Genomic DNA, 24,832 nt, shown 5'->3' with positions numbered 1-24,832 from the left:
GGGACGTTCCCGTCCGGTTCCGTCACGGCGGCGGCCAGATCACGTACCACCGGCCGCCGGTCCGCTGGAGCCCGAGGAGAATGTCGTGCGCCACGGGGCCTTTTCCGTTCGCGCCCCCGATCGGCGGCAGCTTCGGGTGGACGTCCTCCACGCCCACCGTCACGAATCCGTCGCCGTCGTTCCGCACGCGGCGAACCATGGCGCCTCTCGCGTTCCGCAGGTCGGTGCGCGACCAATGCGCGCTGCCGAGCCAGATCAGGTTCCCCATGCACGTCGTGTAGTCCGGCGAGGGTCTTTCGAGCGGACGATCCGGATGGTCGAAGTCGACGGCCATCGTGCAGGCGTCCTGATACTGCCGGTGCCCGACGTGGCGGAGAAAGCGTTCGGCGCTCGTCACCGGGTCGGGTGACGCCCCCGCGGCGGGCTTCTCGAACATCACGACCGCCGCCGCCGTGAGCAGCGCGATCGTCAACGCGACCGCGCACGCGAGCAGCGCCTTCCGGGGCCACCCCCATTCGGGCGGGAGAGGCGAGTCCGGGAACAGGACGCGCACGGCCTCGAACCTGGTCACCGATCCTTGCCCTTCTTCCGGGGCCCGCCGTCATCGTCATCGTCCTTCGGGTCGTCGCCGCCGTTTCCGGGGCGCTCGTCCTTTCTCCACTGCTCCCGGATCTCCCTGATCCGCGAGCGCCTGAGGAACCACTCGGTGACGACCGAGACGAGCACGAGAAAGCCGAGGTCCTGGTTTCCGTAGACCGTGTGCCGCGCGACGTCGATGCGGCCCTTGGCGCGGGCGTCGCGCAGTGCCGCGTCACCGAGCCGGCTGAACGCGTTCGCCACGAAATCGTTCAGCTTGCTCTGCGCCTGCTTCGCCGCCGCGGCCAGTTTCTTCCCCGCTGCCGCGATCTCGCGCGGGTCGCTCGACTGCTCGGTCGCGTCCTTGACCCTGTTGTGCTCGATCACCAGAGCGTTCACGGCCGTCATCGCACGGGTCGCCTTGTCGATGAGCCCGGCCTTGCCCACCTCGTCCAGGGCGATCTCGCCGTTGGCGAGGACCTTGCGGATCAGCCTCTCCACCACGGCGGGGAGGTCCTGGACGGCGCCCGCCGCCAGGTCGGCGAGCCTCCGCGCGACGGCGACACGATCGGGTCCGGGATCCTCCGGGAGGGTCGCGAGGAAGTCCGCGACGATGTCCGCGCGGGGCTTGACGTTCCCGGCGTACAGGGACAGCTGGGCGAGCAGGTCGCGTGCGGCGTTCTGCTCCGGGGTCAGAGCGGCGGGGTCGAGGAACGGCTCGTCGTCCGGCTCGAAGCCTTCGTCGAACCGTTCGGGCACGTCGTTGCCCTGCGTCTCGTCCACCACGTTCGGCCCGTGCTCCGCGGGCGCGTCGGCGGGCGCGTCGGCGGGGGCATCGGCGGGGGCGTCCACCCCCGGCCGGGAACCGGGGGTCGCCGGGACGCCGGGCGGCGGGACCCCGTCGGGCGCGATCTGGGGCTCGGTGGGCACGCCGGGTTGCGGCGCGTCCGACGGCGGAAGCTCCCCGGGCGCCGGGACGTCCGACGGCGCGCTCTGCGGCGGCCCGGCGGCAGTCTCCGGGACGGCGGTCGCCGGCCCGAGCCCGAGCGCGACCCGCTCGAACCACGAACCCAGGAAGGGAATGACCGAGGTGGTGAGCATCACGACCGGGAGCAGCACGAACGTCACCAGCACCCCCGCGCCCAGCAGCGCGATGCCCACGAGCGGCACCGTGCCCGTGCACGCGGCGATGTCGTTGATGTCGCTGCCGCAGTCGCGTTCCGGCGCGGCGAGGACGATGAGGATCGGCGTCGTCGTCATGACAGGTGCCCCTCGCCGACGGCGGATCCCGAGGGCGTCGCCTCGGCCTCGGGTTCCGGCCCGGACGACGGCTCGGGCCGCCACGCGTCCTGTCCCGGATCGAGGCGGGCCAGGGGTTCGTTCCGCCTGATTCGGTGGACGCGGTGACGCAGCCGGTCTTCGAGGTCACGGTCCACGCCGAAGTCGCCGCGTGCGCGGTGCCAGCGCGCGAAGGCCAGGTCGATCTGTGCCGCGTGGAGCCTTCGGACGTGGCGGTAGCGGGCGTAGTCGCGCCGCCGGTACAGGCGCCACCTCGTGCGGAAGCGCGCGCTGGCGCGGGCGAGTACGTCCACCTCGTCCGGCAGGATCGCGCCCAGGCCGGTGCGGGCCTCGTTCCGCAGTTCGGCCATCAGCCCGCGCACCTCGAACCGCAGCGCGGCGATGCCCAGCACGGCGAGCAGCACGAAGTAGGGCCCGTGGTAGATCAGCGAGTTCAACGGCATCGCGACGTACACGAGCGTCGTCGCCCCTTCGGGTTGCCAGAAGAGGCCGGTCGATCCGGCGATGTTCCATATCGCGTGGGCCACGACCGCGGCGACGTAGCCGCTCAGTGCGCAGACCGCCGTGCGCCAGACCCCCCGCTGCTGGAACGCCAGGCCGAGCGCCGCGCCCGCGATACCGGTGTAAACGGTGTGCGAGGAGAGAAGCGCGACGTACTGCCGCACCCAGTACTGGTAGATCGTCACGTCGGTTTCATCCGCCAGCATGTAGGCGGCCGACTCGGTGAACTGGAACCCCGCTCCCACGACGGACCCGATCGCCAGCCCGCCGAGCGCGCCGTTGACGCGGTGCCGGAAGACGAACAGGACCGCCAGCACCCCGGCCGCCTTGACGGCCTCCTCGTTCAGCCCGGTGGCCAGGGCCTGGACGAACACGAAGGGACGGCCCGGCGTCACGAGGCCGGTCAGCGCGTCGCTCACCACCATCGTCGTCATCCGGGCGCATTCGATCGCGACGCACATCCCCCACACGAACGCGACCGCGACCAGGGCCCAGGGCAGCCGCCGGCTCCGCTCCACCCGGCGGCACATGACGACGCAGAACAGCGTGGTCGGGACGCAGATGAGCGCGGTGGCCCAGGTCTCGTCGCCGCGTCCCCAGTGCAGCACCGTGAACCACGCCGGCAGGAACACCGCGAGGACGGCCGCGACGAGCACCTGCCCGCGGCGCCGCCACCGGACGGGCCGGACGAGCGTCAGCGCCACCAGCGACACGACGCCGGCCGCGCCCACGCCGAGCAACGGAACCGACCAGGTCACATAGGTGTACGCCAGTTCGTCGTCGTAGACGACCGCCTGGTACCACGTGACGCTCAGCAGGTAGAGCACCGGGACGGCTGCGATGGCCAGCCCGCCGAGCAACCGGCGGTGCCCGACCGCGAGAACACCCGCGGACGGCACCCGGACGGGCGTTTCGATCGTCCCGTGCGCCCCCGTCATCGGACGTTCACCACCTGGATGTCGGTGCGCGCGTAGATCCGTGCGAAGCGCTTCCGGCCGGGGTCCCAGGTGCCGAACACGAACGTCATCTTTCCGGTCGGGACGATCAAGTCCGGGTCGATGGGGATCGGCCGCGTGAAGTCGGCCTTCCGCTTGCCGACCACGGAGCCCCATTCGCCGCCCAGCCCGTCGTACCAGGACGCTCGGAAGGTGCGGTCGCCGAATTCGACGTCCTTGACATCGAGAATCGCGGCGGGCCGGGCGTCCAGATACTCGAAGACCCTCTTCGGGGGCCCCTCCACCGTCGGAGCCCGCCAGAGCGGCGCCGGGAAATAGCTCCGCACCACGACCTTCACGGGCCGGTCGGCCGCCGGGGCGAACGGACCGGCCCGCACGAAGAACACCCCGGCGACACCGAGGGCCATCGCGCCGAGGACGCCGACGGCGAGCATCGGCCGCCACAGCGGATTCCGCTGCCGGCCATCGGAAGCGCTCAAGGCCTCGTCCATTCCGAACCTCAGAATTCCGCGGTACGCCCCGCTGCCCCGGTTTCGTCTGAGCGGAAACTAGCGGCGCGGCCCCGGGACGGGTCCCGACGACGGTCCTGACCGCACCGGGCCGAACGAGTAGAAAGACCCGGTACGCGGCCGCGAGGCTCCGTAGCATCGCGCGCGGGAATCCCCTCGCGATTGGAGCCTTGGTGCGCCGGACGTACAACTACCGCCAGGCGGTCATCCTGCTCGGCGGCGAGAGCGCGCTGTCCGGCCTGCTCGACAAGGTGTCCGCGGCAGCGCTGCTCGGCATGGGCGCCTTCGACCTCCTGGACGCCCGGCTGGAGGCGTCCAAACTCGCCGACTCCCTGATCAGGAGCCTGCGCGACAAGGCCAGGGGCCTGGGGAGATACGACCGCACCGACCGGCTGGCGGCAGCCCACGGCGTCATCGTCGTCACCGCCTACTTCGAGGCCCTCGGCGAACTGAACCTGCGCGTCGCGAACACGCTCACCCGCGAGGACCGCGAACTGATGGTCGGCCGCGACCCCGTAGGCCACTGGGTGGAACAGCTCATCGCCGCCGACCTCCCCCTCCCGTCCCCGCAGTCGCCGCACGAGACCCTGCTCGCCGAACTCGACGACCGCTACGCGCGTTTCTCCATCGACCTGATCATGCTTCTTCGCGGGCTTGCGATCTGGGATCGCTGGGACGACACCGAGCGCGAACACCTTCTTCTCGATCTGCGCGAGACGCTCCCCTTGCTCGCCCGCCGCCGCTACGAGGAGCACTTCCGGCAGCTCGTCGCCGACTTCCCCGAGGTCGGGGCCTGGATCGACCTCAGCGAGCACCAGGCCACCCGCGAGGCCGTCCATGACCTCCGCGAAGGGCTGTCCGGCCTGGAGGAACACCTCACCCGCATCGCGTCCGGGCGCACCCCTCGCGACCGCCTTGCCGCGCTCATCATGGACAACCGCGCCGCCCTCGACCGCACCATCATCTCCGCCGACGACGTGCCCGCGGACATGACCATCCCCCGCCTCGGCCTCGCCTACTTCAACCCCGGCTACCGGATCCTGCCGCCCGGCCGCGACCGGAGCCCCGCGGACGAGACCGACTGGAACGACCTGCCCCGCCGCGACGACCTCAACGAGTTCCTGTTCGGCCACCTCACGCTGCCGCAGGCCACCTGGGCGCCGCTGCTCGTCCTCGGCCAGCCCGGCGCGGGCAAGTCCGTCCTCACCAAGATGCTCGCCGCCCGGCTCCCGGCCGGCGACTTCCTGCCGCTGCGCGTCGAACTCCGCACCGTCCCCGCTGACAGCGACCTGCTCGCCCAGATCGAGCACGCCGTCCGGGACGCCCTCGACGAGCCGATGTCCTGGCCCGACCTGGTGCACGAGGCCCGCGGCGCGCTCCCCGTCGTCATCCTGGACGGCTTCGACGAACTGCTCCAGGCGACCGGCGTCAGCCAGACCGACTACCTGGAGAGGATCGTCGCGTTCCAGCGCCGCCAGGCCGAACGCGGCAGGCCCCTCGCGGTCATCGTCACCAGCCGCACCGCGGTCGCAGACCGGGCCCGGGTGCCGCCGGAGACACCCGTGCTGCGGCTGGAGCCATTCGACGACGAGCAGATCGACGGCTGGATCAGGGTCTGGAACACCGCCAACCAGCGCTACTTCGCGCGCCGCGACCTCCAGCCCCTCTCACCTGAGCACGTCCGTGCCGTCCCCGACCTGGCGGGCCAACCACTGCTGCTGTTGATGCTCGCCCTCTACGACGCCGACGCCAACGCCCTGGACCTCGCCGACCGCCTGAACGAGACCGAACTCTACGAACGGCTCCTCTTCACCTTCACCGAACGCGAGGTCCTCAAATCCCAGCCGGGCATCTCCAGCCCCGACCTCTCCCGCGCCGCCGAACGGGAACTCTTCAATCTGTCGGTGACCGCATTCGCCATGTTCAACCGCGGCCGCCAGTGGGTCATTGAGGAAGACCTGGACGATGATCTGGGAACGCTCGTTCCCGCATCATCGCGGCCATCCCGGGAGTCCGCGGGCTTCCGCCGCCCGCTGACCGCTGCCGAGGAGGTCATCGGCGGCTTCTTCTTCGTGCACCGCGCCCAGGCCCTCCGGGACGACGAACGCCTCAAGACCTACGAGTTCCTGCACGCCACCTTCGGCGAATACCTCGTCGCCCGTCTCATCAGCCGCGAACTGGCCGACTTCGCCGAAGAACTCGCCCTCGCCGAATCCCGCAACCGCCCGACCCGGCCCGACGACGCATTTCTGCACGCCCTGCTCTCCTTCGCCGCCCTCACGACCCGCACCAACGTGACGGCGTTCGTGGAACACGGCATCCGGCGCCGCATCCCCACCGACAAACGCGACGTACTCCTACGCCACCTCTGCGAGATGTTCGCGGGCTCCCTCGAGACTCGCACGAGCAGCGCCTACGACGCCTACCGGCCCGCCCACGCCGTCGCGCCCCGCCGCTACGCCGTCTACAGCGCCAACCTGCTGCTCCTCAGCGTCCTGGTCGCAGGCCGCCCCCTCCGGGGCGCCGACCTCTTCGCCACCGAAGACGCGAACTCCGCAATCAACAAATGGCACGGATTCGGCCGCTTCTGGTATTCGCAGTACGAGGTCCAGGAATGGAACTCGCTCACCGAAGTGCTGCGAGCGAGCTATCCTGCGCACAACGGCGTCAGGGAGCTGCAAGTAGACAGGGAGGAAGTCGACTATGTCCACCTCAGTGCCCTGTGGCCGGACTTCGACACTCTGTACGAGCGTGATCACGATGCGCTTATTGAATACTTCAGCAACAGTGGTGTGATCGCTAAAGTGGCATTCAAAGGTGATCTGGATTCGGTCGATCTGCTCGTCATGCTGGCGCCGTACATCAGACATGTCGATGGCGACGCCTTCACCACGATATCTCGGGGTGACCTGGCGGCGATTCCGGTCGCCGAGCTGCTGGACGTGCTTTTGGGTACTCCCGCTGACCCCGAAAGGATGGTCCGGGCCTACGAGCGCGCATTCATTTCTTCCTCCGTGCAGGGACGGCGCTACGGCGACATCCTCTTGGGGCGGTTCGGGAAGGATCTCGCCGTCCTGCCGGGCGCGGAGGTCCTGACACTCGTCGATGACTGGGCCCTTCCCAGTATCGAGGACCGACAGCAAAGGCTTGTCCTCCAGCGGCTTCTGGGGGAACTGAGCGGGCGGCCCGATGTGGACGCGGAGGGACTCAGCCGCACCCGAGGGCGGTTGGCCGCGCGGATCCGCGAGCAAGGGCCGGACCAGTAGTCCAGCCGCAGATCGTGATCTTCATGTCCGGGTCGGGGCTTGTCGCCGGTCATGGCTGGTGCGGGACCGGGCTTGATGGCGGCCACGAACTCCTGTGCCCGGCGTCGCGGTTCCCTTCGGCGGAAGCGCGGCGCGATGCGGCTCATGCGGACCCCGACCATGTCCTGCCGGCGGGCCGGAACGATGATGTGGTCTGCGGCCACCATCTGATCTTCTGTCCTCGCTCTCGCGTTTCAGGATCCGGCCAGGATGAGATGCTCGCTCAGTGATGGATTACGCCACGCGAGTGATCGCCATCGACTGGAGCCGATACGAATCGGCGGCGGGACCGGTGCTCGCTGCCTATGAGGTCCCGGGCCACCTGATTGAGCTGGCCCACACCAAGCCCGAGAGGGCGTCCCATGCGGCCCGCAGGCTGAACGAGAGCCTGTGTCACCAAGGTGTGTTCATCGACTCCGCCGCTCTTCCAGCCCTCCCGTTTCTGTTGGAGGCACTACGGTCGACGACCGATACGTCAGTGGCCTGGTCGCTTTTGCACCTTTTGGAAGGCTTCGCAGACTGCTCCCGATCGATTCCGGGACCGAATCGCGACTGGCCGAACCGCGAGTGGGTCATCACGCTGCGTCAAGAGCTTGTGCTGCACCGCTCCGCCATAGCGAGTTGGACCAGGCACGAGGACGAGAATGTTCGTACCGAAGCACAAGCCGTCCTGAGCAGCCTAGATATGGATTAGTTCAGCCCATACCTGTGATTCGCGAGTGAACTGGCTCCTGCGGGCTTGGCAGGGACGACGGGAGCGAGCGAGATCACGATTCACGGCTGGAGCACTAGCTAGCCTTGTCTGTCATGGAGTCGTTGCCTGCTGATCCGACCGTGCTGCATCCGTTTCCCGACCAGCCTCGGGTGGTGCTGCTCAAGCCGTTGGTGACGTCGCCGCTGATCGAGGTGGGGGAGTACTCGTACTACGACGACCCGGACGAGCCGACCGCGTTCGAGACGCGGAACGTCCTCTACCACTACGGGCCTGAGCGGCTCGTCATCGGGAAGTTCTGCGCGTTCGCGACCGGCGTGCGGTTCATCATGAACGGCGCCAACCACCGGATGGACGGCCCCTCGACGTTCCCGTTCCCCATCATGGGCGGGGCCTGGGCCGAGCACTTCGACCTCATCACCGGGCTGCCCGGACGCGGGGACACGGTGGTCGGGCATGACGTGTGGTTCGGCAACAACGTCACGGTGATGCCGGGGGTGCGGGTCGGACACGGCGCGATCGTCGCGTCCGGTTCGGTGGTCGTCGACGACGTTCCCGACTACGGCGTCGTGGGCGGGAACCCGGCCCGGCTCATCCGCACCCGGTACGACGAGAAGGACGTCGCGCGGCTGCTGGCGGTCGCGTGGTGGGACTGGCCGGTCGAGCATCTGACCCGGCATCTGCGGGTCGTGATGTCCGGCACTCTCGACGATCTCGAACGAGCCGCGCCGCCCCGCTGACCCGTCCGCCACCCTCGTAATGATCACGCTGGGTGAACGATGCGATCCGCGGCGACGCGGTGGGCCGGCCGGAATCGGTGCAAGGTGTGGCCGTTTCGGCGGCTATGGTGAAGGGAGTGACGGAAGGTGAGGTGATCACTTTCCGTGAGGGTTGGTGACCGTTCGCTCCGGTCGGCGGCCCGGTATCCCGGACCCTGACCGTGCGGAGGCGGTGACACCCTGAAAGTCAGCGTGATCGTGCCGGTGTACAACTGCCGGTCGAGCCTGGGGCGGGCCCTGCGGTCGGTGTACGACCAGTCGATCGGCCGCGACGCGATAGAGGTCATCGCCGTCGACGACGGGTCCACCGACGGCAGCGGCGAGGAGCTTGACCGCTGGGCGGAGCGGTGGCCGCAGCTGCGGGTCGTCCACCAGCCCAACTCGGGCGGGCCGGGCGGGCCGCGTAACGCTGGGCTCGAACTGGCGGCCGGCGAGTACGTCTTCTTCCTGGACGCCGACGACCACCTGGGGCCCGAGGCGCTGGAGCGCATGTGCGCCATGGCCGACGCGAACGGCACCGACGTGGTGGTCGGCCGGTACGTGGGCGTGGGACGCAAGGCGCCCCGCTTCGACCGCGACGTCCCGCGCACGACGGTGCTCGCCACCGGCCCCTCCGTGTACGACTCGCTGTCGGTGCTGAAGCTGTTCCGGCGGTCGCTGGTCGAGGGGCTCGGGCTGAGGTTCCCCGAGGGGCAGTTCTCGCACGAGGACGAGCTCTTCACCGCCAGGGCCTACTTCGCGGCCGACGGGATCTCGGTCGTCGGCGAGTACGACTGCTACTACTGGATCGACCGCGAGGACGGTACGAGCGTCCTGCAGCAGGGCGGCTCCGATGCCGCCGAGTACTTCACGGCCATCGGCGAGGTCATGGCCTTCGCCGGTGAGCAGGTGCCACCCGGGTCCGACCGCGACCGGCTCATGGCCCGGCACTTCCTGAACGAGGTCTTCTCCCGGTTCGGCCGCCGCTACCCGGCGCTGGACGCCGCCGAGCAGGCCGCGACCCGCGACGGCGCGCGGGCGCTGTTCGAGGCGTGGTGGACCGACGGCGTCGCCGAGCGGTTCGGCGCCCGCGGCCGGGTGATCGCGCACTGCGTCACCCACGGCCTGGACGGGCTGCTCGCCCGGGTCGTCCAGTCCGGCCTGGACGGGACGCCGCCGCCGGTGACCGTCGAGGGCGCGCGGGCGTTCCAGCTCTACCCCGGCTTCCGGGACGCGGCGCTGGCCGTCCCCGAGACGTGCTACGAGATCACGCACCGGGTGCGGCAGCGGCGGCGGCTGGAGGCGGTCGAGTGGAGCGACGGCCGTCTGCGGGTGCGCGGATACGCCTTCCTGACCGAGCTCGGCACCTGGGACCAGTCGGCGGAGCTCGTCCTGCGGCAGCGGGACGGCGCGGCCGAGTACGGGGTGCCGTTCGAGGTGGCGGCCTGGCACGGCGAGGTGCCGGAGATGACGGCCGTCATCGACCTGGCGACGCTGGCGGGCGGCGGACCGCTGCCCGCGGGGCGCTGGGACGTCGTCGCCGTCATGACGGCGGGCGACATCAGGCGCGAGGGTGTTCTCCTTCCGAAACCCGGCGCCACGGTGGAGTTGCCAGGGGCTCGCGTGGTGCCGGTCAAGGGCGGGCCGCCGTACGCGGCGCCGTACTTCACCAGCGGGTCGGGGGCCTTGGCCGTGCACTGCGGCGGGCTGGCCGGCGGGCCCGCCCCGATCGCGACGGCCGCCGCCGCCGTGAGCAGGGTTCCCGAGCTGGAACTGGAACTGGCGGTCAGGACGGCGGCCGACGTCGAGGTCACGGCCGTGCTGCGGCGCCGTGACGGCGCGGCGGAGTTCGAGACGCCGCTGACCGTCCGGCGCCGGACCGAGGCCGCCGGGCGGCTTCCCCTGCACGACCTCGGCCCCGGCAAATGGGACGTGTGGTGCCGTATCGCGGTCGGTGACTCGGTCGACGAGCGCCGCCTCCAGGCACCGGAGCGCCTTCACCCCACAACGGTGAAGGGCGTCGCGCCGTACGTCACCGAGAAGGGCAACCTCTCCCTCACGGTCGCTCCGCGCCGGGGTCTCGTACGGCGCGCCTTCAGGCGCTCTTGACGCCCAGGGCGCCGTGCAGGTTCCGCACGAGCCCGATCTCCGCGACGTTCTTGGTCAGTTCGACGGTGACCCAGCCCGCGATGTCCCCGAGCGTCATCCCCTCACCCCAGGGCAGGGTGGCGGTCCGCTCGGTGGAGTCGAGGTCGGCATCGGTGAGCCCGGCCAGCTGTTTCTGCCAGTCGGCCTTGAGATCGCGCAGCCAGTCGGCGGCTCCGGCGGCGGTGCCCGGCCAGGTGATCTCCTCGCGCTCCGGCGCGCCCGTCCCGAAGCAGTGCCCGAGCGTGGTCGTCCACCAGAACCCGATGTGCCAGGTCAGCCAGCCGATGGTGAGCGCGGGGACGGGGTCGGGCTCGGGAACCTGCCAGTCGGCGACCCAGCGGCCTCGCTCGTCCTGCCGGACCGTCCAGCAGTGCGGCGCCGGCTCCCAGAGACAGAGGTCGTCGTCGATCCCCTCCAGGTGATATTCGAACAGCGCCCAAGCGATGTCCACTTGCTTGAGCAGCAGGTCAACACGTGCGACAGCCATCCGCCGACCCTCCCACCACCAAGATCCATCCCACCACTCCTTTTTCATGCCCGGCGATGCGGCGCAGGTCGGGCACGTTGAGGAGCGTGATCTTCCTGGGGGGTGGGTCGTCTGCCGGGCCACCTTGATCAGCTGCCCGAGCTTCTCCTGGCCGAGCGGCGGATCGAGGACGATGCCGTGTGCCCCGCCCGGTCGACGATGCGGCGGGAAACGCCCGCGTGTTCTCCTACCTCGCGGCCGAGTCTCGATCGGCAGCGCGCGGGCCTGCCTGTAGGACAGGCGCGCCCCCGGTGGCGGGGCAGAGGTCACGCGATCCGAGCACCTTGCCCTGCCGGGTCGGCGGTGAGTGATGAACACTGGGCTCCGGGTGCGGCCGCGGCCGTCCCGGGGTCACGTCCCGGGTCGCCTCCAGCACCAGGTCCTCCCGCGCGTGCCCTGAAGAACCGTCACATGGCGACCCCGGGAACGCGTGGCTTGAGAGAAGTGTTCAGGGGCCGCCAGAACCAGCAGGTCTGACGGCCCCGTTCGGCCTGGTCGGTCAGCGGCTGGGGTCGCGGTTGAACAGCCTTACCGACCAGAAGAAGCCGACCAGGGTGATGCCCACGGACCAGGCGAGCGTCTGGTAGGCGCTGTCGCCGATGGCGTCGCCCATCAGCAGCCCGCGCAGGGTCTCGATGGCGGGAGTGAACGGCTGGTATTCGGCGAACCAGCGCAGGGCGGTCGGCATCGAGTCGGTGGGCACGAAGCCGCTGCCGAAGAAGGGCAGCAGCATCAGCAGCAGGGGCGCGTTGCTGGCGCCCTCGGGATTCTTGGCCGCCAGGCCGAGCGCGACCGCCAGCCAGGTGAGCGAGAAGACGAACAGCGTCAGCAGGCCCGCGGCGGCGATCCATTCGGCGGGGTGGGCGTCGGGCCGGAAGCCGATCGCCAGGGCGACGACGGTGACGACGACGACGCTGATCGCGATGGAGATCATGCTGCCGATGACGTGTCCGGTGAGGATCGACGATCGGGCGATGGCCATGGTCCGGAACCGGGCGACGATCCCCTCCGCCGCGTCCATGGCCACCGAGATGGCGGTGCTGGTGGCGGCGCCGACGGTGGTCATCAGGATGATGCCGGGGGTCACGTAGTTGAGATAGGCCTCGCGGCCCCCTCCGCCGGCGAGCCCGTTCCCGAGGGTGCCGCCGAAGACGTACACGAACAGCAGCAGGAAGACCACCGGCATGCCGATGAGCTGCACCGTCATCGCGGGGTAGCGGAGCATGTGCTTCAGGCGCCGGCGGATCATCGTCGCCGAGTCGGCCAGCGGGCGGGTGGCAACGGCGGTGCTCATCGAACCTCGTCCTTCGGGTTGCCGGTGAGGGTGAGGAAGACGTCGTCGAGGTCGGGGGTGTGCACCGACAGCTCCTCGACATCGATCGACTGGTCGTCCAGGCGGGCGAGCAACTGCCGCAGCGAGCCGACGCTGCCGTCGCTGGGGACCTGCAGGGTGAGAGCGTCGCCGTTCAGGAAGCCGGTGCCCAGCGCGCGGAGCGCGGAGTCGACGCCGTGCTCGTCGGCGAAGCGCAGGCTGACGTGCCCACCGGGGATGAGCCGCTTGAGTTCCTCGGGGGTGCCTTCGGCGATCAGCGTGCCGTGGTCGAGCATCGCGATGCGGTCGGCGAGATGGTCGGCTTCCTCCAGGTACTGGGTGGTGAGGAAGACCGTGACCCCGCGCTCTGCCAGGTCCCGGATGATCTGCCACATGGTGCGACGGCTGCGCGGGTCCAGGCCGGTGGTGGGCTCGTCCAGGAAGATGACCCGCGGGTTCCCGACCAGCGTCATCGCCAGATCCAGCCGGCGCCGCATGCCGCCGGAGTAGGTGGACGCGAGCTTGCCGGCGGCCTCGACCAGGTCGAACCGCTCCAGCAGCCGCGCGGTGAGCCGCCGGCCCTCGCGTCGCGGAAGGTGGTGCAGGTCGGCCATGAGGTCGAGGTTCTCCTCGCCGGTGAGGAGCTTGTCCACGGCCGAGTACTGACCGGTCACGCCGATGGACGCGCGGACCGCCTGGGGGTCTTCGGCCAGGTCGTGGCCCGCCACCCGGATGTCGCCGCCGTCGGCGCCGATCAGGGTGGACAGGATTTGGACGGCGGTGGTCTTGCCGGCACCGTTGGGGCCGAGCAGGGAAAAGATCGTTCCTTCGGGGACGGACAGGTCGATGCCGTCGAGTACCACCTTGTCGCGGTAGGACTTGCGCAGTCCGTGGGCCGCGATGGCCAGGTCGGCCATGATGCTGCTCCTCACAGGGGGATCAAAGGTCGCGGGAGGCGATGCCGCCCGGAGGCGGATGGTGCCGCCGTTGTTGAGGGGGTGCCGATGTGGCCGGCTTGGCTGCGCGGCAGGACCGCGCCGTACACGCCTTGGCGTCGCCGACTGGCAGCACCGGCGCGGGCTCGTCCCAGGTCGTGGCAGGTCGGGCTAGGCAGGCAGGGGCGGGACGCCAGTCCAGATGGTTGCGCGATGACGATCGCGCTCGGGATGTCACCGTCCGCCGGAAAAGCGGGCGGGCGTCCACCGGCCGAGCGCCGCGAGCGACCGCGACGGCGGCTTCGGCGGGAGGACCGGCGCGGCACAATAGCAAGCAGGCGGCCGACGGTCAGGGCCCGAGGTTCTCTTTCGGCTCACCCATCGAAGAATTCCGCCGGCACCGGGTTACTTCTCGGCCGTGCCGGGCTTCCCGCCGATGGACTCCTGATGGATGTCCGCGTAGGTGCGCGAGTTTTTGAGCAGGTCGTCGCAGAAGGCGGCGACATCGTTGCCGGTGAGTTCCAGAACTCCCCTGTCGGTCGCGACGCCCTCCTCGAAGAAATCAACGATCCCTGAGAGCAGGGACCCGTCCAGCAAGTCGACCGGTCCGACCTTGAAGATGTACCTCTGCATCTCCTTGTAGACGATCTGATAGTCCGGCGGAAGGGCCTTGACTCGCGCCATGTGCGCCCGCCACTGCTTCTTGCCCTCGATGATGTCCTGGATGCCCACGTCAGCCTCCTAGTCGACCCAACTTCTTCGCGACATTCCTGTTCAGCTGCTCGCGCCACCGGTCGCGGTAGCTCCGAGCCCTTTCTCCGCCGGCCAGCGCCGCGCAGAAGCCCTCGATGTCGTCACCCAGCACGTCGTGAACGCTCTGCCCGTCCGATGCGGTCTCTTCGAGCAGTCCCAGCGCGTTGTCGAGAATCGGCATCAGATTTCGACCTGTGAAGTCCGCGTAGGGAAAAATGTGGCCCTTGATCTCTTCCCACGCCGCCCGGTAGTCGGTCGGCAATACCTCGGCCCGGGCTTCGAACGCCTTCCATTCCCTGGTGAGATCGCTGCCTGTCATGGTCTCCCAGAACTTCATCTCCCACCCTCCTTGAGCTTGTCGATCCGGGACGTGACGTACTCCCATTTGGCCCAGAACGTCGCGAGTTCTTTGCGTCCCGCGTCGTTGAGCGCATAGAACTTGCGCGGCGGGCCCTGCCCGGACGGTCGTTTCGTCACCTGGACGAGCCCGTTCTTCTCCAGCCGCAGCAGGATGGTGTAAACGGTCCCCTCGACGACGTCGGCGAAGCCCAGTTCGTTCAGCCGACGCGTGATGGCATACCCGTAGGTCTCCTCGCTGCCGATGATTTCAAGCACGCAGCCCTCAAGCGTGCCCTTCAGCATCTCCGTCAGGTCGTCCAATCGCGGGCCCTCTTTGATCTCCGGGTACCTTGTAGTACCGAGTACCACTATAAAGTACCACATAGTAGCGAGCCGGCAAGGGGGCGTGCTCGATGGCGAACAGGGCGAGCGCCGCGCGGCACTTGCCTGCGAAGGCGGTCTCCGCGTTCCGCCACAGCGCGTGGAGCTCCGGCGTACGAACCAGTGCCGCCACCAACTCGGCGCCCTCGGCGATGGCGCAACTGGCGTAGGCGTCGGCTCCCGTAGCGCGCGGTCCCGGCGGCCGTAGAGTTCGGCCAGAAGGCCGCTGCGGGTCTCGAAGCGCCGCTGAGTGTGAGGGACTCGGTGCCCTCCTCCCGGATGAGCGTGCGCGCGACGTCGAGGAACTGCCGGTGGCGTGCACTCCACGGGAGGCGGATGACACCGGACGGCCACCTCGACTGACTGGTGAGCGTCCGTGGCACGAGGAAGGCCGAACCGACATCCCCACAAAGCGGAAGAACGCGGCTCTCGTCGGGCTGGACACTCCACCGCGGCGACACGCTGATGCACCTGGCCGTCAACTCCGCCGGGGTGCACGTTGTCGGCTTGAAGGCGAACCCCACACCAATGTCCGGCACCAAACCGTGCGGTATGCGGCCCCGTCCGAGCTGAGTAGCGCTGTCAAGCGCTGTCCGCCAACAGACAACACCCAGACAGCAGGGTCAACACCTTCCGCTCCGGGCTGGCCGATGGACAGGGACGCCGCGGCGGGCGATCCGCACAGCGATTCCGCGCAGGACCACCCGCGACCGGTGAGCACGCCTCCGCACTGCGCTTGATCCCGGACAGCCCATTTGGCTCGGGAAGGCGCCTACATGCAGGACAGACCTCCTATCGGCCCCTCTACCCGTTGCCCTCGTCGACGACTTCTTCGGCAACCCGTCGCTGCGGCTGACAGAACGCGCGCCGGTGTACCTCGGGGCAGTGGGCCGCCGTGTATGAGGAGGCGGGGGAGCGGGTGAGCGCCGCCAGGGTGAGGAACGCCGGCCCCGGCAGTGTGATCACCGGCTGTCCCTGGGCCGAACGGGCCGTTCCATGCGCTGGTCGGCCCAGAACTCCACAAGGGTGTCTGCGTCGAGTTCGTCGATGCGGACACCGGAGGGCAGGGTCCGGCCGGTGGTCAACGACTGGATCGCGATCAGGGTGAAGGCGATCAGGTCGTCGTCGGAGTGTCGCGGATTGAGCACCGTGCCTCCCGCGGGTGGGGACGGGGCGGACGGCGGCGCGGTGGGGGGCATGCGGGCCTTCCGGTGAGTCATAGGGCTGGGACGGCGCCCACGCTCGCACTGGCCGGCCGTCGGCGTCCCGACTGCCAAAGACCCCGAAACACCTCATATAGATCTTGGAGCATTCGGTGCGACCCTGAAACTTCCACAAGGATCTTGAACCCTTCGGAAGGATCTTGAATTCGCCTGAAAGATCTTGAAGGGGTCGGAGGGCTACGGGGTATCCGCAGATGACAACTCCGGTCTCGACAATGGTGTGAGATGTGGGTGGAGACATGCTCGCGCTAGGGGTTTGGGGACAGAGCGCAGTTCGTCACCAAAACTGCAAGCTGCTGTTCTATGTCGGAAGTATCTGATCAACTATGGACAGCAATCACTCTGTTCAATCCGGATGGGGCATGCCTCGAAACCCCCGGGCTCCACAGAGCCCGGCTCTGCGGAGCCTTATTGACGCCATGAACGACCTATTCGCCATGGCGAGTACCACATTGCCGGACCTGCGCAGATTGTCTGCCAAGAACGGCGGTGTGCTGCTGGTGGAGTCGACCACCCACGAGTGGCTGGCGGGAAAGCGTGCCAGACCGCCCCGCCTGCAGTGGCTGATGGCGTTCGTCAAGGCCTGCCGGGCGGCCGTTGCCGAGGGGGGCTTGGACCCCGACGAGCTCGGCATGGGCACTCCGACCGAGTGGGCGGCGCGATTGGCCGCCGCCAACCGCGCGATCACCAGGGAGAACGACGAACGACGGTCTCAGCCCCCCTCACCGCCACCCCTCGCCCCTCGGATTGAGGAGGTGTACACCCCCGTCCCATCTGCCCACACCCAGCCCCCAGCGCAGCCGCCTGGCGCGTCTGACAGAGCGGTGCCACCGCAGGAGGCGGGCCCACCGCCCCCTGCGGTAGGCCCGCAAAACGATGGGCAGGGCCGCCTGCCTCCCCAGGCCCGGGAGTCGACGCGCGCGCCAGTGCCCACGGCGGTCCTGGAGGCACTGGCCGCCGCGGAGGTGTTCACCGGTGGCGCCCGGATAGAGGAGGTCCCGCTGGCCGAGATACGGGAGATCGCGGTTCTGCTGGCCGCCGCCAGCAACGCCGCAGAGATGATCAATGGTGACCCGCCCGCGGAGCTGACCCCGCCGCTGAAGCGCATCTTGAACGACTACGGGCGCACCGGTGCCCGGCTGCTCAGACATGCCGAATCCGCAGCCCACCCTCCCGCCGAGGTCGCCGAGGCCGCCTTCCAGCTCGCCGTGCTGCTGCTGTGCGATGAACGCGAGGACGGCCATGCCTACCTGGACAAGGCCACCAGAGCCGGCCACGCCGGAGCCCAGCAACTCCACTACCACCCCGCGGCTCACCTGGCCATCCGCGGGACCGCCCACCAGATCGCCCGCTCCTACCAGCGCAACGGGAACTTCAGCTCGGCGCTGGTGTTCTTCCAGGCGGCCACCAAACACGGAGACGCCGAAGCCTGCTACCAGATCGGCCTGATCCACACCGACCAGGGCAAGGCATGGGAAGCGGCCACCTGGTTCTCCCGCGCCGCCCGCAGCGGCCACCTCAGCGCCTACGAGCACCTCAACGCGCTCAGCGACCAACTCGTCACCCACATCACCCAGGTCACCCAGTAGCACACCACCGGGTCGACCAGGAAGGCAGTTGCGCCGTCGCGGCCGGCACGTGGTTCAACGGGGCGCGCTTCCCGGCTCCTGTGTCTCCACACGTGGCAGGGTGCGCTGCGCGGCACCAGGGCCGCGGGCGATGTCCGAGGCGATCGTCATCGCGTGCGCAAGATCCTCAAGACGCGGGAGGCAGAGACGACTGCGATCCTGGCCAAGATCGAAAAAGCGGAGGCGGCCGGCTTCCGCATCATCACCGGCGGCCAGACTGGTCAGGACACCTAAGACATCATCAACCGGCGAACCAATGCCCTCATCGCCAAGGACGGCGGCTTGGACGGCCATCTCGAGACCTACGAGCAACTCGACCCCGAAGGAACCTGGCAACAGGAGCGTGCCGGAGCACGCGGGAGCATGACCGATCACGCGCGACCGCACTCACGATGATCGCCCCGCCACGCCCCCAGCGACGTTTGCGCCACCCCTCCCGGTGGCAACCCGCCCGAGGGCTTGGCTGCGAACCCGACGGTCGAGGACCTGCTGACGACTAACCAGGTGACCTTCAACAACGTGGCCACCACGACCGCGCCCACGATCCTCGGCGACAGCCAGGCCACCGCCATGCCCCAGGCGGGCGCCGCCCCCTGGCACCAAACCGCGTTCACCGCCTACGGCACCCTCGCGATCACGTGACTGAGCCGCACGTCAGGAGCTGCTTGCCCGTCTGGGGCTTGGACTCCGGCCTACCGACAGGCGGGGCACCATTTGATGATGCCCGCCTGGCCGGCGGCCGGCGGAACGTTCACTCGTGCGAAACGGGGCGGGCAGGATGTGTGGGCGACGCCTTGCCCACCCTGCCGATCACTTTGGGTGTGCGCACAACGCCGAACTCATACAGCGCACGAGGGCAGCCCCCGGCGCCGCATCGCCGCCGTCGTCCTCGCTCTCGGTCTCACCGCGGGTCGGGACGGCTGCAACACCCGGCATGAGGCACTCCTGGTCGAGGCGGCCCTGCACTCCCAGGTGCAGGGCCGCTGGCGCATGGTCGACGTCACGGTGACCGGAGCTCGGGGTCTGGACATCGACCCCATGGTCCCGCTGGCCGAGGCACTAGATGATCTGCTCGGTCGGGAGGATGGTGATCTCGGTCAGGTTGACGTGCTTGGGGACCGCGCTCATGAAGGCGACCGTTTCCGCGACGTCTTCGGACGAAAGGACGTCGATCTGGGCGATCAGGTCGGCCATGAGCTTGCTCGCCGCCGGGTCGGTGACGTGGTCCGGCAGCTCGGTGTCGACCATGCCCGGCTCGATCGTCGCCACGCGGATCTTCTTGCGGCCCAGCTCGGTGCGCAGCAGCTTGGAGAGCTGGGTGACGTAGGCCTTGGTCGCCGAGTAGACCTGGAAGCCCTCCAGGATCCGGACGGCGGCGATCGACGATGTGGTGATGAGGTCGGCGCTCCGGCCGGCGGCCGCGGCCGACTCCAGGGACGGCACGAAGGCCTGGATGGTGTTCATGACGCCCTTGATGTTGAGGTCGATCTGGGCGTCCCAGTCCGCCGTGGCCAGGTCGGTGATGCCCGAGATGAGCTGTACGCCGGCGTTGGCGAAGACGAGGTCGACCTGGCCGAGTTCGTCGGCGACCCGGTCGGCCATCGCGAGGACGGCGGCGCGGTCGGTGACGTCGGTCGGCAGGGCCAGGGCGGTTCCGCCGTCGGCGCGGACGCGGTCCTCGACCTGGTCGAGCCGGTCGCCGCGGCGGGCCACCAGCGCCACCTTCGCGCCGAGTTCCGCGAAGCGGGCGGCGGTCGCTTCGCCGATGCCGCTGGAGGCACCGGTCACCACGGCGACACGTCCGGCGAGCGGGGTGCCGGAGACGACCTGGGCGGAGGGCTGGATGCTCTGCGTTGTGTTCATGCCGAAAGCGTGCATCCGGTTCCGCCGAATCGGGGGGTAGTGATACGGCCCCCCACTGAGCAGGGGTGCATCGTGACCGCCGGTAGCCTCGAATCATGCCACGCGCCGAGTTGGGCGAGTTCCTCATGACCCGCCGTGCCAAGGTGACGCCCGAGGCCGTCGGAATGCCCGCGGCGGGCGAGCGTCGTGTCCCCGGCCTGCGCCGCGACGAGGTCGCCGCGCTGGCCGGAGTGAGCGTCGACTACTACCGCCGTCTGGAGCAGGGCAAGGAGACCCGCCCCTCGCAAGTGGTCCTCGCCGGCCTCTCCCAGGCGCTGCGGTTGACCGAGGCCGAGGAGCGGCACCTGTACGCACTGGCCGGTGCGGCGCACCGACTCGGCGAAGAGGCGACGGTCCGGCCGGTACCGACCGAGCTGCTGACACTGATGGACTCGTGGAGCGACTCCGGCGCGATCTTGCTGGATCCGGTACTCGACGTCCTGGCGATGAACGCCGAGGCGCAGAAGCTGTTCGCCGGCTTCGAGGAGACCGCGAACCTGCTGGAGATGGTCCTGCTGGACCCAGAGGGCCGCCGGTTCTTCGTCGATTGGGAGGCCTCCGCCGAGGCGACCGTGGCCAATCTGCGCGACAGCGCCGACTTCGCCGTCGCTCCCGCCCGGCTTCGGGAGCTGCTCGACCGGCTGGAGGCCGAGAGCCCGGAGTTCCCCGGCCTGTGGGCGCGCCACGACGTGCGGCCCAAGACCCACGAGACGAAGGTGTTGCGCCACCCCGCCCGGGGGCTGCTGAGCATCGACTTCCACGCCTTCAACGTCGCCAGCGTGCCTGGGTACCAGCTCCTGGTTTACCGGGAGAACCCCGCTGTTCCCGGCCAGGAGCCGGGCGGGTCCGGTTGAACGAAGAAGAACGGGTGGTCACTGCACCATCCGCCATGATCAGGGTCGCTTCCACGTCCGGCGAACGCCCACGTACACCAGGGCGTTCAACCCACCGGCCGAACCCGGACCATGAACAACAAGCTTCCCCTCCCGCGCGAGCCGCGCACCGCTGGGCGTGCATAGGCGCCACTGTGCCGTTCTCGAAAGCAGGTCCGCGCCCGCGTCAGGGGCCTGGTTTGGAGCCGGTGGGTGCCCGGAGCGCGATCAGGGCGATGTCGTCGGTGCCGGTGGTGGCGAGGAGACTGTTCAGGAGGCCGTCGCAAAAGCCGTCCAGGGGGCGGCGCGCGAGCGCCGAGGCTTGTTCGCGGAGCCGCTCCAGCCCCTGGTCCAGGTCCTCGCCCGGACGTTCGACCAGGCCGTCGGTGTACAGCAGTACGGTGGAGCGCGGTGGCAGGTGCTCAACGGCGCTGTCGTAGGGCTGATCGAAAACCACGCCCAGCAGGGGATTGGCGGCGTCTTCCAGCAGGCGGCAGTCGCCGTCGGGCGTGACCAGGAGCGGTGGCGGGTGTCCGGCTACGGCGTAGTTGAGCTGCCACTGGTCGGGTTGGGTTTGCTCGACGCGAGCCAGGGCACAGGTGGCGGTCGCGTCGGGGGCCAGTGATTCCATGACGATCTTGAGCCGCCGCAGGATCTCGCCGGGCCGGCCGAGGCGATCGACGCTCAGCGCCCGCAGCATGTTCCGCAGCTGGCTCATCTGGACGGCGGCGTCAAGGTTGTGGCCGGCCGCGTCACCGATGGCCAGCACGGTCGCGCCGTCGGGGAGAACGACGGAGTCGTACCGGTCGCCGCCGACCTCGGCGGCCGAGGGGCTCGGCAGGCAGCGGGCGACGATCCGCAGGTCGGCGTCGCCCGGGCTCACGGGCGGACGGTCCCCGCAGGTGGCGGCGGTCACCACCGCCGCCACGGTCCCGTCGACCATCACCGGCAACAGCACCACGCTGTTGGCGGCCGCTTCGGTCAGCCAGGCCGTCGACCCTTCGGGCAACAGGTCGGCCGGCGGCTCGCCCGGCGGGAACCGGCGGTACAGCGGGCGGCGCCGCTCCACCGCGCGGGTGAATCCGCTGTTGGCGGCGAACTGCTCTTCGCGGAGCGGCGGGTGCGGCGGCAGGGCAAGGCATGGGAAGCGGCCACCTGGTTCTCCCGAGCCGCCCGCAGCGGCCACCTCAGCGCCTACGAGCACCTCAACGCCCTCAGCGACCAACTCGTCAACCACATCACCCAGGTCACCCAGTAGCACCCCACCCGGCTCGGTCAGGAAGGAGTGGCGCCGCCGCGGCCGGCACGCGGTTCAACGGCCGCGCTCCTGGAGCCTGTGTCTCCACGCGTGGGCAGGAGGACGCTGCGCGGCACCAGGACCGCGGGCGATGTCCGAAGTGATCGTCATTGACGTGCGCAAGATCCTCAACCGGGAGGCAGAGACGACTGCGATCCTGGCCAAGATCGAGAGAGTGGAGGCGGCCGGGTGCCGCATCATCACCGGCGGCCAGACCGGTCAGGACACCGGGGACATCATCGACCGGCGAACCAATGCCCTCATCGCCAAGGGCGGGGGCGGCTTGGACGGAACCGAGCACGCCGAATCGGGATGGCGGTCACGAGATGCCGTGAGGCGGAGAGCGGGGACGGCTCTGGCTCGGGCACCTGCCGGTCGGCCACCCAGCGGTCCTGCTCGTTGTACTCGAACAGCGCTCAAGCGATGTCCACTTGCTTGTGCAGCAGGTCAACACGTGCAACGGCCATCCGCCGACCTTCCCACCACCAAGATCCATCCCACCACTTCTTCTCTCACACCCGGCGATGCGGCGGCGGGCAAGGGCCCGCATCGGTCTGCGGAGGGTTCAGTCCGCCGCGATCCGGAAGACCGGCCAGCCGATCTCGGTACGCCAGCGTGCCGGGTCGGGGGTGTCGCGCGGGCCCACCGGGTAGCTCTCCCGGACCGGGCCGGCCACGGAGAGGGCATGCTCGACAACCCAGCCGCCGAGTCGTCCATACGTGACCTCGATCGTGTCGTGGTCACCGTGGTGGGTCGTCAGGGCGAGTTCCACCGCGGGCAGCGTCACCGTACGCACTCCGCTCGCGGAAGGCGGCGGTTCGGTCACCGGCAGGTAGACCAGGGCTTCGCCCTGGCCGTGGGTGAACAGCGCGTTGTCGTACAGGCCACCGGGCGGCCCGGCCGGTTCCGGGACGGCGGCCTCCAGCAGAGCCATCGCGCCGGGATACCAGTCCAGCAGTTCGCCCTGCTCCAAGGTGGCCTTGACAGCGGCCACGAGTGTCGGCGGGACGTGCCGCAGTTCGACGTCGAGATTCTCCGGCTCGGGCTCCAGCAGGCGCCGCAACGAGGTGACGGCCGAACGGGTGCGCTCCAGCCGATCCTCCAGCCGGCGCAGGTGCTCGGCGACCAGGCTCGCCCGCTCCCGCAGGTCGGGGGTGCGCAGGATTCGCTGGACGTCGGCGAGCGGGACCTCCAGTTCGCGCAGCTTGTGGATCACCTGGGCGATGGGGATCTGCTCCGGCGTGTAGTACCGGTACCCGCTGGACCGGTCGACGCGCGCGGGTTTCAGGAGCCCGGCGTCGTGGTAGCGCCGCAGCGTGCGGATGCTCAGATGGGTGAGCCGCGAGAATTCGCCGATCGATAGCACGCTCAGATCCTGCCCCCTCCCCCTACGGGAGATTTTCGCATTTGACCCTCTCCCTGGGAGAGACTCCAAGGTCGGGAGCATGACCGAAACCATGATCGGCCGCCGCGCGCTGGTCACCGGCTCCAGCCGTGGGACCGGTGCCGCGATCGTGGCCCGCCTGCGCGCGGCCGGCGCGACCACCCTGGCGACCGCGCGCAGCAAACCGGACCGGCCTGGCCTGTTCGTGTCCGCGGACGCCACGACGACCGACGGTGTCTCGCGGATCGTCGACGCTGTACGGCAGGAGCTCGGCGGCCTGGACATCCTCGTCCACGCACTCGGCGGCTCGGAGGCCCCGGGCGGGGGGTTCGCGGCGCTGACCGACGAGCATTGGCAGGACGAGCTGAACCGCAACCTGCTCGCCGCCGTCCGGCTCGACCGGGCGCTGCTGCCGGCGATGACCGCCGGCGCCGTCGTCCACGTCTCCTCGATCCAACGCCGCCTGCCGCTGCCCGACGGCACACTCGGCTACGCGGCCGCCAAGGCGGCGCTCACCACCTACAGCAAGGGTCTTGCCAGGGAGCTCGCACCATGCGGCATCCGGGTCAACGTCGTCTCTCCCGGGGCGATCCAGACCGAGTCCGCCGACGCGCTCGTCGCCCGGATCGCGCAAGCCGAGGGCATTGACGAGCCCGCGGCCTGGGACCGGCTGCTGGCCGCGCTCGGCGGGATCCCCCTGGGCCGTCCCGCCCTGCCCGAGGAGGTCGCCGAACTGGTGGCCTTCCTGGTCTCCGACCGCGCCGCCGCCATCACCGGCGCGGAGCACACCATCGACGGCGGCACGGTGCCGACCATCTGACCTACCGATGCGAACAGGAGAAGACCGATGACGACCTCTGACACCGTTCCCCGGATCATCCAGCGTTACTTCGAACTCGCCTCCTCACAGGACAACGAGGCATATCTCGCTCTGTTCACCGCCGACGCCCTCGTCGAGGACGAGGGCAGGGAGTACGCGGGCATCAATGCCGTCCAAGGCTGGCGCAGCAGGGTCCCCGTTGTCGAGCACACGATCACCGATGTCGAGCCGGCCGACGAGGGACTGATCGTGACCTGCACGATCACGGGGGATTTCCCGGGCAGCCCTCTGGCCGGACTGAGGTTCCACTTCCAAGAGTTCGATGAGAACCACGTGAAGGTTCTGCGCATCCGGCCTTGAGCGCGCCGAGCCGCCGAGATCCTCGCGGCCCATGGCCACGAATGCCGTCCCGCGTGAGGCCGTGGCGGCTCAGCTCAGATCGAGCCGCCCGCCCTTCACCGCGCCGATGAACGTCCGCCAGGCGTCAGGGCCGAACCCGAGCACCGGCCCCTCAGGATCCTTGGAGTCCCGAGCCAACACCAACGCCTCATCAGCAGCCACCTCGACACACTCGCCGCCGTTGCCGGTGCTGTGGCTACTCTTGCGCCACATGCCGCCCTCGACGCACTCGCCACCGTTGCCCATGCTGTGGCTGCTCCTTCGCCAAGTTCCGATCTCGACGCAGTTGCCCTGCTG

At 69.4% G+C, this 24,832-nt stretch carries 25 protein-coding genes; 10 read left to right on the top strand and 15 right to left on the bottom strand.

All coding sequences use genetic code 11. From position 1 onward, the window contains the following. Nucleotides 1–22 precede the first annotated feature (22 nt). Genes ACFPZN_RS03160 through ACFPZN_RS03145 form a run of 4 tightly spaced genes read right to left on the bottom strand, consistent with a single transcriptional unit; the run spans nt 23 to nt 3,811 of the window. On the bottom strand, nt 23–571 hold the full coding sequence (locus tag ACFPZN_RS03160; protein ID WP_378279922.1) for a hypothetical protein: 549 nt from the start codon (nt 569–571) through the stop codon (nt 23–25). Further along, nucleotides 568–1,836 (bottom strand): hypothetical protein, encoded by a 1,269-nt coding sequence (locus tag ACFPZN_RS03155; RefSeq protein ID WP_378279920.1) that lies wholly within the window; start codon nt 1,834–1,836, stop codon nt 568–570. Before ACFPZN_RS03155 ends, ACFPZN_RS03160 begins: the two co-directional genes overlap by 4 nt. Then, nucleotides 1,833–3,314, bottom strand: a complete 1,482-nt coding sequence (locus ACFPZN_RS03150; RefSeq protein ID WP_378279918.1) for a PrsW family intramembrane metalloprotease — start codon at nt 3,312–3,314, stop codon at nt 1,833–1,835. The genes ACFPZN_RS03155 and ACFPZN_RS03150 overlap by 4 nt, the downstream gene beginning before the upstream one ends. Further along, nucleotides 3,311–3,811, bottom strand: coding sequence for a hypothetical protein (locus tag ACFPZN_RS03145; RefSeq protein ID WP_378279916.1), 501 nt, complete (start codon nt 3,809–3,811; stop codon nt 3,311–3,313). Before ACFPZN_RS03145 ends, ACFPZN_RS03150 begins: the two co-directional genes overlap by 4 nt. Before the next feature lie 203 nt (nt 3,812–4,014). Between ACFPZN_RS03145 and ACFPZN_RS03140 the strand changes: the two genes are divergently transcribed. From ACFPZN_RS03140 to ACFPZN_RS03120, 5 genes are all read left to right on the top strand, one after another. Next, nucleotides 4,015–7,107: an NACHT domain-containing protein gene (locus ACFPZN_RS03140; RefSeq protein WP_378279914.1), complete on the top strand. Its 3,093-nt coding sequence runs from the start codon at nt 4,015–4,017 to the stop codon at nt 7,105–7,107. A 286-nt stretch (nt 7,108–7,393) separates the two neighbouring features. Further along, nucleotides 7,394–7,840 carry a hypothetical protein gene (locus ACFPZN_RS03135; RefSeq protein WP_378279912.1) on the top strand — a complete coding sequence of 149 codons (447 nt, stop codon included), beginning with the start codon at nt 7,394–7,396 and terminating at the stop codon, nt 7,838–7,840. A 113-nt stretch (nt 7,841–7,953) separates the two neighbouring features. After that, nucleotides 7,954–8,598, top strand: a complete 645-nt coding sequence (locus ACFPZN_RS03130; RefSeq protein ID WP_378279910.1) for a CatB-related O-acetyltransferase — start codon at nt 7,954–7,956, stop codon at nt 8,596–8,598. Nucleotides 8,599–8,630: 32 nt separating this feature from the next. Beyond that, the gene (locus ACFPZN_RS03125; protein WP_378279908.1) at nt 8,631–8,756 is read left to right on the top strand and encodes a hypothetical protein; all 126 of its coding nucleotides are present in this window, start codon (nt 8,631–8,633) and stop codon (nt 8,754–8,756) included. 73 nt (nt 8,757–8,829) lie between these two features. Beyond that, on the top strand, nt 8,830–10,725 hold the full coding sequence (locus ACFPZN_RS03120; protein ID WP_378279907.1) for a glycosyltransferase family 2 protein: 1,896 nt from the start codon (nt 8,830–8,832) through the stop codon (nt 10,723–10,725). Here the strand turns inward: ACFPZN_RS03120 and ACFPZN_RS03115 are convergent. From ACFPZN_RS03115 to ACFPZN_RS03085, 7 genes are all read right to left on the bottom strand, one after another. Beyond that, nucleotides 10,712–11,251, bottom strand: coding sequence for a DinB family protein (locus ACFPZN_RS03115; RefSeq protein WP_378279905.1), 540 nt, complete (start codon nt 11,249–11,251; stop codon nt 10,712–10,714). The two genes, ACFPZN_RS03120 and ACFPZN_RS03115, sit on opposite strands and share 14 nt — an antisense overlap. A 538-nt stretch (nt 11,252–11,789) precedes the next feature. Further along, a complete protein-coding gene (locus ACFPZN_RS03110) occupies nt 11,790–12,584 on the bottom strand; it encodes an ABC transporter permease (RefSeq protein ID WP_378279903.1) in 795 nt (264 codons plus the stop codon). Then, nucleotides 12,581–13,519, bottom strand: coding sequence for an ATP-binding cassette domain-containing protein (locus ACFPZN_RS03105; protein WP_378279902.1), 939 nt, complete (start codon nt 13,517–13,519; stop codon nt 12,581–12,583). Before ACFPZN_RS03105 ends, ACFPZN_RS03110 begins: the two co-directional genes overlap by 4 nt. 423 nt (nt 13,520–13,942) lie before the next feature. After that, a complete protein-coding gene (locus tag ACFPZN_RS03100) occupies nt 13,943–14,269 on the bottom strand; it encodes a DUF1048 domain-containing protein (protein ID WP_378279900.1) in 327 nt (108 codons plus the stop codon). A gap of 1 nt (nt 14,270) precedes the next feature. Further along, the gene (locus ACFPZN_RS03095) at nt 14,271–14,627 is read right to left on the bottom strand and encodes a DUF1048 domain-containing protein (RefSeq protein WP_378279898.1); all 357 of its coding nucleotides are present in this window, start codon (nt 14,625–14,627) and stop codon (nt 14,271–14,273) included. Continuing rightward, nucleotides 14,624–14,950 carry a PadR family transcriptional regulator gene (locus tag ACFPZN_RS03090; RefSeq protein WP_160826263.1) on the bottom strand — a complete coding sequence of 109 codons (327 nt, stop codon included), beginning with the start codon at nt 14,948–14,950 and terminating at the stop codon, nt 14,624–14,626. Before ACFPZN_RS03090 ends, ACFPZN_RS03095 begins: the two co-directional genes overlap by 4 nt. A gap of 1,022 nt (nt 14,951–15,972) precedes the next feature. Further along, on the bottom strand, nt 15,973–16,158 hold the full coding sequence (locus ACFPZN_RS03085) for a hypothetical protein (RefSeq protein WP_378279896.1): 186 nt from the start codon (nt 16,156–16,158) through the stop codon (nt 15,973–15,975). A 1,001-nt stretch (nt 16,159–17,159) separates the two neighbouring features. Here ACFPZN_RS03085 and ACFPZN_RS03080 point away from each other — a divergent pair. Together ACFPZN_RS03080 and ACFPZN_RS03075 are read left to right on the top strand one after the other, a co-directional pair. Beyond that, nucleotides 17,160–17,822, top strand: a complete 663-nt coding sequence (locus ACFPZN_RS03080) for an SEL1-like repeat protein (RefSeq protein ID WP_378279894.1) — start codon at nt 17,160–17,162, stop codon at nt 17,820–17,822. A 498-nt stretch (nt 17,823–18,320) separates the two neighbouring features. Further along, nucleotides 18,321–18,503 carry a hypothetical protein gene (locus ACFPZN_RS03075; protein WP_378279893.1) on the top strand — a complete coding sequence of 61 codons (183 nt, stop codon included), beginning with the start codon at nt 18,321–18,323 and terminating at the stop codon, nt 18,501–18,503. A 417-nt stretch (nt 18,504–18,920) separates the two neighbouring features. On the opposite strand, the gene ACFPZN_RS03070 is transcribed toward ACFPZN_RS03075, so the two are convergent. Further along, on the bottom strand, nt 18,921–19,724 hold the full coding sequence (locus ACFPZN_RS03070; protein WP_378279891.1) for an SDR family oxidoreductase: 804 nt from the start codon (nt 19,722–19,724) through the stop codon (nt 18,921–18,923). 95 nt (nt 19,725–19,819) lie between these two features. Between ACFPZN_RS03070 and ACFPZN_RS03065 the strand changes: the two genes are divergently transcribed. Next, on the top strand, nt 19,820–20,617 hold the full coding sequence (locus ACFPZN_RS03065; protein WP_378279890.1) for a helix-turn-helix transcriptional regulator: 798 nt from the start codon (nt 19,820–19,822) through the stop codon (nt 20,615–20,617). Nucleotides 20,618–20,822: 205 nt separating this feature from the next. On the opposite strand, the gene ACFPZN_RS03060 is transcribed toward ACFPZN_RS03065, so the two are convergent. Both ACFPZN_RS03060 and ACFPZN_RS03055 read right to left on the bottom strand, forming a co-directional pair. Continuing rightward, a complete protein-coding gene (locus ACFPZN_RS03060) occupies nt 20,823–21,896 on the bottom strand; it encodes a PP2C family protein-serine/threonine phosphatase (protein WP_378279888.1) in 1,074 nt (357 codons plus the stop codon). 601 nt (nt 21,897–22,497) lie between these two features. After that, on the bottom strand, nt 22,498–23,298 hold the full coding sequence (locus ACFPZN_RS03055; protein ID WP_378279887.1) for a MerR family transcriptional regulator: 801 nt from the start codon (nt 23,296–23,298) through the stop codon (nt 22,498–22,500). A gap of 79 nt (nt 23,299–23,377) precedes the next feature. Here ACFPZN_RS03055 and ACFPZN_RS03050 point away from each other — a divergent pair, with 79 nt between their 5' ends. Both ACFPZN_RS03050 and ACFPZN_RS03045 read left to right on the top strand, forming a co-directional pair. Next, the gene (locus ACFPZN_RS03050; protein ID WP_378279885.1) at nt 23,378–24,136 is read left to right on the top strand and encodes an SDR family oxidoreductase; all 759 of its coding nucleotides are present in this window, start codon (nt 23,378–23,380) and stop codon (nt 24,134–24,136) included. 27 nt (nt 24,137–24,163) lie between these two features. Next, complete coding sequence (locus ACFPZN_RS03045; RefSeq protein WP_378279883.1) at nt 24,164–24,496, top strand: nuclear transport factor 2 family protein; 333 nt, start codon at nt 24,164–24,166, stop codon at nt 24,494–24,496. A gap of 69 nt (nt 24,497–24,565) precedes the next feature. On the opposite strand, the gene ACFPZN_RS03040 is transcribed toward ACFPZN_RS03045, so the two are convergent. Continuing rightward, nucleotides 24,566–24,781, bottom strand: a complete 216-nt coding sequence (locus ACFPZN_RS03040; protein WP_378279881.1) for a DUF397 domain-containing protein — start codon at nt 24,779–24,781, stop codon at nt 24,566–24,568. Nucleotides 24,782–24,832 lie beyond the last annotated feature (51 nt).

Source organism: Actinomadura rugatobispora, assembly GCF_042656285.1.
In the GTDB taxonomy this organism is placed as follows: Bacteria; Actinomycetota; Actinomycetes; order Streptosporangiales; family Streptosporangiaceae; genus Spirillospora; species Spirillospora rugatobispora.
Note: the sequence above shows the minus strand (reverse complement) of the source record. Positions and strands in the feature narration are given on the sequence as shown.